Source organism: Nocardiopsis sp. NPDC101807 (assembly GCF_044766605.1).
GTDB lineage: Bacteria > Actinomycetota > Actinomycetes > Streptosporangiales > Streptosporangiaceae > Nocardiopsis > Nocardiopsis tropica.
Map to the genome: position 1 here is coordinate 345,785 of NZ_JBIWMK010000003.1, position 12,424 is coordinate 358,208.

The following is a 12,424-nucleotide window of genomic DNA, read 5'->3' on the forward strand; positions in this document are numbered from 1 at the left end:
CACCGTCTCCTGCTCCCCTACCCGGGACGGGTCGCGGACATGAAGCGGGCGGAGTAGTACGGCCCCTCGACGGGTTCGACGCGGATGTTCGTCCCCGAGCGGGCGGCGTTGACCATGTTGCCGTCGCCGGCGTAGATGGTCACGTGGGAGGGGGCGGGGCCGCTCCCGGTGTCGTAGAAGAGCAGGTCGCCGGGGGCGAGGGCGTCGAGGGCGACCTCCTCCCCGGCGTCGACCTGGTCGGTGGTCACGCGCGGGATCTCCACCCCGGCGGCCTGCCAGGCCTTCATGACCAGGCCCGAGCAGTCGAACCCGTCGGGGCCCGTCCCTCCCCACACGTAGGGCTTGCCGACCTGTTCCAGGGCCCATTCGGCGGCGGCCCGGCCCTTCTTCCCGCCGGATCCGCTCACGGCGTGCCCTCCGTTCGCGGCGGTGTCGAACTCCTCGTACTCGGCGATGTGGGCCAGGACGTTCTCAACGTAGGTGTCCCAGGGGTTGTAGCGCGAGAGCGCGTCGGCGAGCAGTTCCTCGTGGGTGAAGTCCACCGTCGCCAGGGGGTGGCCGGTGCACAGTTTCGCGGCGGTGGAGGCGGTGGCGTCGTAGACGTTGTGCGGGTCGGCCTCGCCGTCCCCGTCGCCGTCCACTCCGTGCTCGGCCCACCACGCCGGCAGTAACTGGGTTACCCCCACCGCGGCGTCGTACTCCGTGTCACCGTCCCAACGTCCCTTGTCACTGTCCGTGTGGGCGGTGCGGTTGTCGCCCGCTCCGGTGCCGTCCAGCCTCGGGCCGACGACGGGCGGGTCGGTGTCCCCGTCGGGCGCGACGGTGTGGCCGGCGGCGTGGTCGGACTCCTCCCGGCCGATGCCCGCCAGAACCGCCCAGCTCATCCCCGTGCAGCCCGGGTGCCGTTGCTCCAGGCCGCGGGCGGCGCGCCGGTAGGCGTCGAGGAGGACCGCGGGTATTCCGGGCACCTCCCCCGCCCGCGCCCGCGCATGCTCGACGCGTTCGCGCTCGCCGCTCCCCGTCCCGACCGCGCCGAGCACCGCGACCAGCACCATGACGAGGGCGGCGGTTCCGACGACCGGTTTGAGCACCGGTCAGGCGAGCTCGACGAGAGGGCGGACACCGCAGGCGGGGTCGCCCGCTCTGCGCCAGACGGGGCGGGTGGGGCCGGGGTAGGCGAGCCGGGCGTGCGTGGTCACGTGGACCGGTACCTGGGGGCCGCCGTCCAGGACGCGGCACAGGCTGGTCAGGCGCCTGGGGCCGGGGACGACGAACAGGACCGGGGTGGCCAGCCGTGTCTCCACGGCGAGGTCGCGGTAGCGGCTGATCTTCTCGGTGAGGCGGACCAGCGGCTCGGTGCCGGTGTCGTACTCGACGAAGGCGTCCAGGGTGGTTCCGTCCTGGCTCCAGCGCAGGTAGCCGTCGGGGCAGACGCGGTGCCCCCAGGCGGTGCGGCAGCGGGCCTCGGACCACCAGCGCTGGAGCGTGGCTCCGGGGGTGGCGCGGGCGGTGGTGGCGAAGCGCACGTAGGTCTGGGTCAGGCCGGTGGCGTGGCCGAGCCGGGCGGAGGCGCGCAGGCGCAGGTGGGTGTCGGGGCGGTAGCCGATCTGCTTCGGGGTGAGGCCGAGCCGGGCGGCGACGACCCTGGCGCCCTCGGGTCCGAGCGTCCAGTGGTGGGGCGCGTTCCAGCCGGGGTGGCGGGGTGTGAAGCGGTCGGCGAGGTCGTTCTCGGCGAATCCGAGCAGGCGGCGCTGGGCCGCGCGCGAGGTGGCGCCGGAGAAGAACAGTTCGCCGATCTGCGGTGTGGTCAGGACGCGGTGGAGGTGCAGGGTGTCCAGGATGCGCAGGTCGCGCTCGGTGAGCTGGATGGTGGCCATCAGCGGTGGTCCTCCTGTCGGCGCGGGTCGGCCCGTCGGGTGCGTTCGGGCTGCGGGGCGAAGCGGCGGGCGGCCTTGCGGACCTGGCGCGCGCGGCCGTTGACGGGTTCGGGCAGGGGCTCGGTGCGCATGGTGGACGCGGGCAGTTCGGCGGCGCCGTGCAGGGTGCGCACGGCGGCCTGGTGGGGGCCCAGGCGGGAGAGGTCGTGGGCGTCCAGGTGCGGGAGCGTGTGCTGGGCGAGCGTGGCGGCGTCGTCCGGTGAGGTGGTGAAGAAGACCTTGGTGCGGCAGTTCGCGGCCACGGCTGCGCGGGTGGCGGGCGGGAGCTGGCCGAGTTCCTGGTGGGCAAGGACCATGGCGGTGCGGTAGCCGCGGGCCTCGGCGAGCATGTCGGCGACCGAGCCGGGCAGGCGCAGGAAGTTCGCGGCCTCGTCCAGGTAGAGGCAGGTGTCCGGGCGCCGGTGCTCGGGCGTGGTGGCGCGGGCGGTGACGGCGTTCCAGGCGGCGGCCAGGGCCAGGGTGCCGACGAGCGACGCGGTGTCCTCGCCCAGGCGGCCCTTGGGCAGGCGCATGAGGATGAGGCCGCCGTGGTCGAGCAGGTGGGGCAGGTCGACGGTGGAGGCTCCGGAAGCCAGGACGGACGTGGCCCAGGGGCGGAGCAGGATCGCGCGGAGCTTGTTCAGGAGCGGGTCGGTGGCGGCGGCGCGCATCTGCGGTGACTGGAGGGTGTACCAGTGCCAGAAGTCGTCGAGCGCGTCGTCGGGGCGCTGTCCGGTGAGGACTCTCGCCCGGAAGGCGTCGTCGGCCAGCAGGCGCGGGATGTGGCCGATGGTCAGGCCGGGGTCCTGGGCCCGGGCGAGGGTCAGGGAGGCGGCCCGGAGGATGTCCTCGGTGCGCGGCCCCCAGGAGGAGGCATGGATCCTGCGGAAGATGCCGGTGAGGGTGTCGGCGGCGTGCTCGGGGGTGCCGAGGCGCAGGACGTTGAGCCGGGGCGGCGGCGTCGGGTCGGCGGGGTCGAACACCACGGTGGCGTTGACCGAGCGTCGGGGCAGGCGGTCGAGGACGTCCAGGACGAGGTCGCCTCGCGGGTCGAGGAGCAGGGCGCTGCGTCCGGCCTCGGCGTCCTGGAGGACCATGCGCGCCAGGAGCGTGGACTTGCCGGAGCCGGTCTTGCCGATGACGTGGGTGTGCTGGCGGGCCTCCGCGATCCCCGTGGCGACGGGACGGCGGGGGCCGGCGTCGGCCTCGCCCAGGACGCGTCCGGCGCGGGGTACCCGCGGGTCGGGGGCGACGCGGCGGGCTCCCGCACGGGTGAGTCCGGGGACGGCGGCGTCGGTGGGCAGGTGGGCGATGGCGGCGAGTTCGGCGGTGCTGAGCAGGGAGCCGCGGGCCAGGTGGCGGCGGCCCGTCCACAGGCCGGGGAAGGGGGTCCACTGGCGGCGGAACCCGTTGAGGCCGGAGGTGTAGGCGGACAGGAAGGCGGTGATGCCCTTGGCGCGGGCTCGCAGGCGTCCGGCCGCCGGGCGGCCGGGGTGCTCGGTGCTGGTCAGGACGAGGACCTGGCAGGCCAGTCGGGGTGAGGCGGCCTTGGTGAGGATGGCGCGCACGTCGTCGGCGGTCCCGGGGTACAGGGTGGCGCGGCCGCCGCGGAGGGGCGTGCCGGTCGCCAGGAGCGGGGCGCCGAGGCCGCGCAGGCGTGCGGCGGCGGTGCGGGCGCCGGCCGCCCGGCGCGGTCCGGCGGGGCGGGCGCAGACGCGGACCACGGCGTGCTGGCCCGGGGTGAGGTCGGCGAGTTCGCCGAACAGGTTGCGCAGGGGGTCGTCGGCGAAGCCGGTGCGGAGCGGGTACTGGTCGCCGCGGGCCAGCCGCTGCCAGCCCCCGGTGACGTGCTCGCCCCGCGGAATGGCGGCGGTGGCGCGGCGCAGGCGGGTGGTGGCTCCGGGCCAGTCGGCGGCCACGGCGCGGGCGAGGGCGTGGGCGTCGACGGTGCCCGGGACCCAGATCTGGATGCGCACCCCGTCGGCGGAGGCGACGTACTCCCAGGCCAGGTGGGGTGGGACGAGTCGGTGGGTCCGGCGTGGGCGCAGGAGGCCGAGGGTGTGGGTCCAGAAGGCGAGGGCGTGGTCGACGGTGGTCCGGGGCGGTGCGTGGATCTCCAGGGTGTGGGCCCCTCGGGAGAGGTAGGCGGTGCGCGCGAGGCGCAGGGCGATCACGGAGGCGGCCCACAGCAGCAGGGCGGCCCCGGCGGTGGCGGCAGCGGTGGCCGGGAACAGGTCGCTCATCGGTCTTCGCCTTCCAGGTGCGCGAGTTCGGCGGGGTCGGTGGTGATCAGCCGGTGTTCGACGGGTGAGGCGAGGGCGCGGAACACGGCGCGGTGGCGGCCGGCCGCCAGGAGGGCGCTGCCGCGTTCGGCGGTGGCGACGATCCGGCGCTCCCCCCGGGAGAGGTGGAAGGACTCGCACACGGCGTCGAGGTTCTGCGGGGCCTGGCGGAGCAGGATCTGGGTGGCGGCGTTGGCGGCGACGGCGCGGCCGAGGTCGGTGGCCAGCAGGTCGGCGACGTCCTGGGTGACGAGCGTGAGTCCGGTCCAGTGGCGGCGGGCGTTCTTTGCGAGGTCGAACAGGTAGCGGGCCCCGACCGGGTCGCGGAGCAGGGTCCAGCCCTCGTCGATGGTGATGAGCCGGGGTCTGCGGTCGGCGGGGTCGCGGGCCCGGCGCCACAGGGCGTCCAGGATCAGGAGCAGTCCGACCGTCTTGAGCTCCTCGGGCAGGTGGCGCAGGGAGACGACGGTGAGGTGGCCCGTGAGGCGGGCGGTGGTGGGACCGTCGAACAGGCCCCGGCGGGATCCGTGGGTGAAGGGGCCGAGTCTGGAGGCCAGGGTGTGTGCGGCGCCGGTCTGCTCCGGCGGGCCGGCCCACTCGCGCAGGGCCGCGCCCAGGTCCGCCAGGACCGGTGGTGTGCGGTGCCAGGTGGCGGGGTCGGGGGTGATGCCGCGTCCGGCGTAGGCGTCCAGGACGGCCTTGTCGAGGACGGCGCCCTCGTCCGCGGTCAGGGAGCCGACCATGGCGGTCACCAGGGTGTGCAGGAACAGGGCCCGGGTGGTGGGGGCCCGGTCCTCGGCGGCGGGCAGGTCGAAGGGGTTGAGTCGGCCCCCGGGCAGCCCGAGCCGGACGCGGTCGCCGCCGACGGCCTCGGCCAGGCGCCCGTACTCGTCGGCGGGGTCGATCACGCTCGCCTGCACGCCGGTGTAGAGGGAGCGCAGGAGTTCGAGTTTGGCGAGGTAGGACTTTCCGGCGCCGCTGCGTGCGAGGATGACGGCGTTGCCGTTGTCCAGGCCGCCGTGGAAGCGGTCCCAGACCACCAGCCCGCCGGAGTGGGCGTTCTCCCCGTGGACGACGGCGGTGCGTCCGGCGCAGGCGGGGAGTTCGGCCCCGGCGAAGGGCATCAGCGCCGCCACGGCCTCGGTGTCCACGGTGCGCCCGGTGCGCAGGGTGTCGGTGCCCAGCGGCAGGGTCGAGCGCCATCCCTCCCAGGCGCGGTAGGTGACGGGCGACAGGTCGACCAGGATCGATGCGGCCAGCGCCGCCAGGCGGCGCACGTCGGCGTCCAGTTCTTCGGGTGTGGGCGCGTGCACGGTGGCGTAGACGGCGAGCCTGAACAGGCGCGTCTCCCCCAGTGCCACGCGTTCGGCCAGGTCCGCGGCGTCCTCGGCCGCAGCGGTGCGCTGGGGGTCCTCCAGGCGCCCGTGGGCGGTGTCGGTGCGCCACGCCGATTCCAGGCGTGCGCGGCGCCAGCGCAGGCGTCGGGCGGCGAGCGGTCCGGGTACCGGGGTGAGGTGGCAGGCCACGTCCACCCTGCCGGGAAAGGACAGGAGCGGTTCGGCCCATCCGGCGCGGACCTGGTGCGGGTAGCCGGTGACGACCATCGTACGGGCGAACCAGCCGTCCGCGTCGAGGCGGCGCGGGCGCAGGCGGATCTCGGGAGCGTTCACCGGTGCGCCCCCTCGGTGCCTGAGGTGGGGAGGGAGTCCCGGATGAGCCGTTCGGCGGTGGGTCCGTCGCAGGTCAGGGCCCGGACGTCGAGTGCTGCCAGGTGGGAGGCGGTGTCCTCCGCGCGGCGCAGGAGCGCCTCCCCGGCCGTCTCCGGGGCGCCGTCGGAGGTGAGGACGAGCAGGACGCCGTGGTGGGTGGGTTCGTGGCGGGCCTGCAGGTCGTCGAGGAACGCGGCGTGGGCCAGGGCCGCGCGGCGCAGCCCCGCGGGGAGCCGCGGGACGTCTCTGCGCAGCCGCCGGGTGTGCGGTGCCAGGTCCGCGGGGCGCCGCCGGACGAGGATCTGCACGGGTTCGGCCAGGGAGTCGAGCAGGGCGGCGAACGTGGCCAGGGCCCGGTCCTGCTCCTCCCCGGAGGAGAGGTGGAGCGGGACGCTGGTGCAGGCGAGGACGACGGCGGACCTGCCGCCCAGGTCCACCACCCCGTCGGCGCCGACCGCGGGCAGGGCCTCGTCCGCCCGTCGCGTCCGGGGGGCGGTCCCCCAGCGCAGGGCCGACCAGGCGAGGCGGTCGAGGCCGACGCCGTCCCTGCGTCCGCAGGCCAGGGCCCAGGCCGGGCCGAGCAGTACGGCCGCCGCGGTCCCCAGCAGCCACGCGGGCAGGTGCCCGGCCCCGGCGGAGAACACGGCCCAGGAGGCCAGTGCCGCGGGTGCCATGAGCAGAAGTTGGCGCGCGGTGAGGTTCCACAGCACGGGTTCGGGGCGGTCGATGTCGGCGGGCACGCGTGCCCGCCAGGTGGAGGCGTCCTGGTCCATGGGGCCGTCCTTCGGTGTCGGTTCAGGTTTCGCGCCGCGGCCGGTGCCGGGGCGGGACGGGTCTGCGGTGCCCGGGCGCGGCGCGGGGCCGTGCCGGCCGCGTGCCGGGATCCGGTGGGGTCCGCCCGCGTCTCGGCTCGGCGCCGCGGTCCCGTGGCGGCTCCGGCCGAGTGGCGGAGGCGTCGGTCGCGGGCGGTGGGCCGGGGCGGCGCGGGGAGGGCCGGGGTGTCCCTCCCCGTCCGTCCGGCGGTCCTGCGGGCGGCGGGGCCGGGGCTTCGCGGGACCTCCGGTGGGCGGCCGCGTCCGCCGACCCTCCCCGCCCCCGTGGCGGGGCGTGCGCGGGACCCGGTGCGCTCCGTGCGGCGGGGGCGGCGGCCGGTCGGGACGGCGCGGCGAACGCGGGTCCCGGGGAGGACCCGGAGTCCGGGGTGCCGAAGCGCCAGGTGCGCACACGCCTGGGGAGGGCGGGGACGACGCCCGCCTCGGCGCGCGGGCGGCGCTCGACCGCCCGCAGGAGCGCGCCGGTCCGGCCGCCCGTGCTCCGGGCCGCGGCGGCGAGCGCCCCTCCCCCTCCGGTGGCGGCCGTGACCGCGACCAGGACCGCGGTCGAGGCCAGGGACTTGGCGGCGTCCGCCGCCGGAGACCTTCCGGCCGGCGGGGACCACACTGCCCGGTAGGCCCACACGGGGATGCGGATCTGGACGTAGACGAGCACCAGGAGGAGGAAGAGGTCGAAGAGGTCGGCCTCGCCGCGCACGATGTGCACGACCCCGAACAGCGCGCGGGTGTCGCCCTCGAAGAAGACGCGGGTCAGCGCCACGAACGCGATCGCCTGGGCGACCGGGACCAGGCACACCGCGGCCAGGGTCCGCCACCACATCTGCGCGACCCGGTTGGTCTGCGGCAGCCCGTGGAACATCAGCATGAGCGGGCCGCCGACCATCAGCAGGACCACGATGACCACGCGGACGATCTCCACGACCACCCACAGCACGAGCAGGACCACGAAAACCAGCAGGAACAGCACCACCGCCGAGGTCTCGTCGGCGAGGAAGGGGGTGGACCTGCTGCTCAGGTGCCGGGCGGCGGCGCCGGCGTCGATGCCGTCGTCGGCGACGGCCCCGGCGACGGCGGTGGAGGCCTCCGCCGCCAGGCCCACCACGTCCAGCGACGCGTTGGAGGCGACGAACCCCACCACCAGGCGGGGCAGGACCTCCCTGGCCCCGTACTGGGCCTGGACGCTGTGGTGCGCCATGAGGACGAACCCGGCCGCGAGGACGAGGAGCAGGTAGAGGGCGTTGGCCGTGGCGGACACGCCCTCCCACACGGCGGCCACCCCCGCGGTCGGCCCGGGGGTCGCGAACAGCTTTCCCGCTACCCAGCCCAGCAAAGGGTCCAGGACGCCGACGACCAGGCCGTGGAACCACTGGGTGATGTGGCAGGAGACCTCGAGGGCGCCGCAGTCGAAGACCTCGGCGTAGGCCTCCTCCGTGGCGGCGTCCCCGTGCTCCTCCGGCTCCCCCGGCCTTCCCGGCGCCCCCGTCACGCGTCGTATCCGTTGACGTAGTCCAGGGCCAGGAGGATCACCTCGCCGGAGAAGGCGACGAGGTAGCCCATGCCCGCGCCGGCGAAGGCGCGCTTGGACTTGTCGATCTCCCCCGGCTCGCCGCCCGCCAGGATCCAGCGCAGACCGGCGACCACGGTGAACAGGACGGCGAAGGAGACGGCGATGCTCTGACCCACCCGGGTCAGGCGGCGGACGACCTCGTTGATGTGGACGGTGTAGGCCTCCACCTCGGCCGCGGCCGGGTCTCCGCCGAGGGCGACGAGCGCCAGGGCCGCTCCCGCCGCGAGGACGCCGGTCCGTGCCGCCGACAGGCGCCGCGTCCGTCCCGTACCGCGCGGATCCCCCATTCGGCCCCCCTTCCGCTCGCCTACTCGGAAAGAAGCCGGTGGAGGGGCGGGATTGGACCGGGTCAAGGCGTTCCTTTACCCGGTCCGGACCCTCAGGCCGGCGCCGGGACCGGCGAGCGGGCGGCGACCCGGCCGGAGCGGACCGCGTCCGCCAGGCGCTTCTCGGCGCGGGAGCGCCGCTTGGCGAGCTTCCAGTACGCGGCCCCCCGTTCTCTCGCGAGCCGGGCCAGCGGGACGCCCTCCAGCCGGGTGAGGCCGATGACGCACGCCTCCGACTCGCTGAGCACGCCCTGGCGGACGGCGTCCCGGAGGACCAGGTCGGGGCTCCCGGGCGGTCGGGGCGCGAGGGCGCCCCGCTCGGGTCCCGCCCCCGCCACCTGGTGGGCGAGGGCGTCACGGCGCGCCCGCAGGCCGGCCCGCTGGGCGCGGCAGCGCAGCATCCACGGCAGCCGGTACCAGCCGGTGTCGATCTCGTGGACGGCGGCGATGAAACCGACCAGGACCTCCCCCTGGACGTCCTCGGCGGCGCGGCCGTCCAGTCCCTCGCAGAGCCGCCGCGCGCACGCCTTCAACCCGGGCGCGGCCAGGCCGACGGCGGCGACCATCCACTCCTCCGACAGGCGGGCGTCGGTGATCACCCGCCGCCAGACGGCGTCGCGCACCTGGCGCGCGACCGCGCCCGAGAGCAGGGCCTCGCGCACCTCCAGCAGCGTCGCGGGGCGCGGGTCGGTGAACGGTGCGAGCAGGGCGGCGAGCTCGCGCGGGTCCAGGTCCGAACGCAGGAACTCGCGCTCGGCGGTGTGCAGCGGTCCGGTCCACATGGTGTGTCTCCCTCGGTGGGCGGTCGGGACCAGGCCACGAAAGGAGGGGCCGCCCACGCGGGGCCGACGCCGGACCCGCCGGGTGCGTGCGCGGCGCGCACAGCAGGTCGGCCGACCGCCGACACGGGGCCGACCGGGGGCGTGCGGCGCAGCGTCGGACGCCCGTACGGCGGGGAGGCGGCCGGGCCCCGGAACCGCCTCGGCGCTGGGGCTGCGGGCGGGGCGGCCTGGCCCGCGCCCGCCGACGGCGTCCGGGGCACCCGGAGTTGGGCAGAACGTGACCGGGTCTCCCGGGGCCCGGGGCCGGGGGCGCGTCCCCCGGACCGGTGGCGCGCCAAGGGGAGCGGAGGTCGCCGCCACGTTGTCCGGGCGCCCCTCCCGGGACGGGCCCCGCCCGGCCCGGGGCGTGCGGCCCCCGCGGTGTTTGCCGTACCCGGACGGTCCATGGATCCGGCGGGGACCGCGACCGGGTAAGCCTGGTCCCATGGAAAACCACGACGACCGCATCCGGGTGCGCGGAGCCCGCATCCACAACCTGAAGAACGTGGACGCGGAGCTGCCCCGCGACGCGCTGGTGGCCTTCACCGGCGTCTCGGGGTCGGGCAAGTCCTCGCTGGCCTTCGGGACGCTGTACGCCGAGTCCCAGCACCGGTACCTGGAGTCCGTGGCGCCGTACGCGCGACGCCTGCTCCAGCAGCTCCCGGCCCCGGAGGTGGACGACATCACCGGCATGCCCCCGGCCGTGGCCCTGGCCCAGCCGCGCACCGCGCCCTCGGTCCGGTCCACCGTGGGCACCCTCACCACGGTCTCCAACACGCTGCGCATGCTGTTCTCCCGCGCCGGGAGCTATCCGCCCGGCGCGGACCGCCTGGACTCGGACTCCTTCTCCCCCAACACCGTGGCCGGGGCCTGCCCCGTCTGCCACGGGGAGGGGGTCGAGCACGAGGTCACCGAGGAGTCGCTGGTGCCCGACCCCTCGCTGAGCATCGCCGACGGCGCCGTCGCCTCCTGGCCCGGGGCCTGGCAGGGCAAGAACCTGCGCGACATCCTCGACACCCTCGGGTACGACATCCACCGGCCCTGGCGGGAGCTGCCCCGGGAGGAGCGCGAGTGGATCCTGTTCACCGAGGAGCAGCCGGTGGTGACCGTCCACCCGGTCCGGGAGGCGGGCCGGGTGCACCGCAGCTACCAGGGCCGGTACAGCAGCGCCCGACGGCTGGTGCTCAAGGCGTACGCCTCCTCGGCCAGCGAGGCGCGGCGCCGCCGGGCGGCGGAGTTCATGGTCGACCGGACCTGTCCCGAGTGCGGCGGGAGGCGGCTGCGGCGGGAGGCGCTGCGGGTCACCTTCGCGGGCCGCACCATCACCGAGGTGGCGGGGCTGCCCCTGAGCGAGCTGGCCGCCCTGCTGCGCCCCTGGCGTGAGGACGGCGGCGCCGCCGGGACGCTGGCCGGGGAGATCACCGGCCGGGTCGAGGTGCTGGAGGAACTGGGCCTGGGCTACCTGAGCGTGGACCGCCCGGCCCCGACCCTGTCCACCGGCGAGTTCCAGCGGATCCGGCTGGCCACCCAGCTGGGCACGGGCCTGTTCGGCGTGGTCTACGTCCTGGACGAGCCCTCGGCGGGCCTGCACCCGGCCGACTGCGAGGCGCTGTCGGGGATCCTGCGGCGCCTGCGGGACGGGGGCAACACCGTGTGCTTCGTCGAGCACGACCTGGACATCGTGCGCGGGGCCGACTGGATCGTGGACGTGGGACCGGAGGCGGGCGAGCGCGGCGGGAGGGTCCTCCACAGCGGTCCGGTGGCGGGGCTGCGCGACGTCCCGGAGTCGGTGACCCGCCGCTACCTGTTCCACGACGCCCTGCCGGAGAGGCGGCCCCACACGCCCCGCGGACACCTGGAACTGCGCGGGGTCACCCGCAACAACCTCAAGGGGCTGGACGCCGACGTCCCCCTGGGGGTGTTCACCGCCGTCACCGGGGTCTCCGGTTCGGGCAAGTCCACCCTGCTGGCGGCGGTCGCGGACCGCGCCGCCGAACACGGGCGGGTGGTGTGGGTCAGCCAGCAGCCGATCGGACGGACCCCGCGCTCCAACCTGGCCACCTACACCGGGCTCTTCGACACGGTGCGCAAGCTCTTCGCCGCCACCGAGGAGGCGCGGGCCCTGGGCTACGGGCCGGGCCGGTTCTCCTTCAACGTCGTGGGCGGGCGCTGCCCGACCTGTGAGGGTGAGGGGTTCGTGTCGGTGGAGCTGCTGTTCCTGCCCACCGCCTACGCCCCGTGCCCGGCCTGCGGCGGGTCCCGCTACAACGAGGACACCCTCCGGGTGCGGTACCGGGGGCGCACCGTCGCGGACGTGCTGGCCATGTCGGTCGAGGAGGCGGAGGGCTTCTTCACCGGGGAGCCGTCGGTGCGGCGGTCGCTGCGGACCCTGGCCGGGGTCGGGCTGGGCTACCTGCGCCTGGGCCAGCCGGCCACCGAGCTCTCCGGCGGCGAGGCGCAGAGGATCAAACTGGCGACCGAGCTCCAGCGCCGCCGGGTCGCCGATTCCGTCTACCTGCTCGACGAGCCCACGACCGGGCTCCACCCGTACGACACCGACGTGCTGATGGGCCGCCTGCACGACCTGGTCGGGGCCGGCGCCACCGTCGTGGCGGCCGAGCACGACATGCGGGTCGTGGCCACCGCCGACCACGTCGTCGACCTGGGACCGGGCGGCGGATCCGAGGGCGGACGGATCGTCGCCCAGGGGGATCCGTCGAGGATCGCCGCCGCCCCGGACAGCCGGACCGGCGCCTACCTGAAGGGGCTGCTCTGACGCACCGCGCACCGCGCGGTGCGCCGCGGGTCGGGGCGGTCGCGGGAGCGGCTCGCGGGCGCCGACGCACGCCTGCCCGCCGGAGACGGGAAGGGAAATGCTGCGCGCATTTCCCTTCCCCGGGGAATGAATTTCCCCGGGAATGCACTTACGTTTCCTTCTTTGCCGCCGCCGGGTCCATTTTTTGCCGCCCG

9 protein-coding genes are annotated in these 12,424 nt (G+C 75.8%); 1 reads left to right on the forward strand and 8 read right to left on the reverse strand.

Going from position 1 to position 12,424, the window contains the following annotated elements:
* Positions 1 to 17: 17 nt before the first annotated feature.
* From ACIRPH_RS10985 to ACIRPH_RS11020, 8 genes are all read right to left on the reverse strand, one after another.
* A complete protein-coding gene (locus ACIRPH_RS10985) occupies positions 18 to 1,091 on the reverse strand; it encodes a C40 family peptidase (protein ID WP_402912397.1) in 1,074 nt (357 codons plus the stop codon).
* 3 nt (positions 1,092 to 1,094) lie between these two features.
* On the reverse strand, positions 1,095 to 1,877 hold the full coding sequence (locus tag ACIRPH_RS10990) for a replication-relaxation family protein (RefSeq protein ID WP_402912400.1): 783 nt from the start codon (positions 1,875 to 1,877) through the stop codon (positions 1,095 to 1,097).
* Positions 1,877 to 4,159, reverse strand: a complete 2,283-nt coding sequence (locus tag ACIRPH_RS10995) for a type IV secretory system conjugative DNA transfer family protein (protein ID WP_402912402.1) — start codon at positions 4,157 to 4,159, stop codon at positions 1,877 to 1,879. The genes ACIRPH_RS10990 and ACIRPH_RS10995 overlap by 1 nt, the downstream gene beginning before the upstream one ends.
* Positions 4,156 to 5,868 (reverse strand): VirB4 family type IV secretion system protein, encoded by a 1,713-nt coding sequence (locus tag ACIRPH_RS11000; RefSeq protein WP_402912404.1) that lies wholly within the window; start codon positions 5,866 to 5,868, stop codon positions 4,156 to 4,158. Before ACIRPH_RS11000 ends, ACIRPH_RS10995 begins: the two co-directional genes overlap by 4 nt.
* On the reverse strand, positions 5,865 to 6,680 hold the full coding sequence (locus ACIRPH_RS11005) for a PrgI family protein (protein ID WP_402912406.1): 816 nt from the start codon (positions 6,678 to 6,680) through the stop codon (positions 5,865 to 5,867). The genes ACIRPH_RS11000 and ACIRPH_RS11005 overlap by 4 nt, the downstream gene beginning before the upstream one ends.
* A gap of 22 nt (positions 6,681 to 6,702) precedes the next feature.
* Positions 6,703 to 8,226 (reverse strand): hypothetical protein, encoded by a 1,524-nt coding sequence (locus ACIRPH_RS11010; RefSeq protein WP_402912409.1) that lies wholly within the window; start codon positions 8,224 to 8,226, stop codon positions 6,703 to 6,705.
* Complete coding sequence (locus ACIRPH_RS11015; protein WP_402912411.1) at positions 8,223 to 8,594, reverse strand: hypothetical protein; 372 nt, start codon at positions 8,592 to 8,594, stop codon at positions 8,223 to 8,225. The genes ACIRPH_RS11010 and ACIRPH_RS11015 overlap by 4 nt, the downstream gene beginning before the upstream one ends.
* A gap of 92 nt (positions 8,595 to 8,686) precedes the next feature.
* On the reverse strand, positions 8,687 to 9,415 hold the full coding sequence (locus tag ACIRPH_RS11020; RefSeq protein ID WP_402912414.1) for a hypothetical protein: 729 nt from the start codon (positions 9,413 to 9,415) through the stop codon (positions 8,687 to 8,689).
* 484 nt (positions 9,416 to 9,899) lie between these two features.
* Between ACIRPH_RS11020 and ACIRPH_RS11025 the strand changes: the two genes are divergently transcribed.
* Positions 9,900 to 12,230 carry an ATP-binding cassette domain-containing protein gene (locus tag ACIRPH_RS11025; RefSeq protein WP_402912416.1) on the forward strand — a complete coding sequence of 777 codons (2,331 nt, stop codon included), beginning with the start codon at positions 9,900 to 9,902 and terminating at the stop codon, positions 12,228 to 12,230.
* Positions 12,231 to 12,424: the final 194 nt, after the last annotated feature.

Excerpts from the sequence above, each read along its gene's own strand:
- ACIRPH_RS10990 (WP_402912400.1), bottom strand. The coding sequence starts at position 1,877 with ATGGCCACCATCCAGCTCACCGAGCGCGACCTGCGCATCCTGGACACC.
- ACIRPH_RS10995 (WP_402912402.1), bottom strand. The coding sequence starts at position 4,159 with ATGAGCGACCTGTTCCCGGCCACCGCTGCCGCCACCGCCGGGGCCGCC.
- ACIRPH_RS11005 (WP_402912406.1), bottom strand. The coding sequence starts at position 6,680 with ATGGACCAGGACGCCTCCACCTGGCGGGCACGCGTGCCCGCCGACATC.
- ACIRPH_RS11015 (WP_402912411.1), bottom strand. The coding sequence starts at position 8,594 with ATGGGGGATCCGCGCGGTACGGGACGGACGCGGCGCCTGTCGGCGGCA.
- ACIRPH_RS11020 (WP_402912414.1), bottom strand. The coding sequence starts at position 9,415 with ATGTGGACCGGACCGCTGCACACCGCCGAGCGCGAGTTCCTGCGTTCG.
- ACIRPH_RS11025 (WP_402912416.1), top strand. The coding sequence starts at position 9,900 with ATGGAAAACCACGACGACCGCATCCGGGTGCGCGGAGCCCGCATCCAC.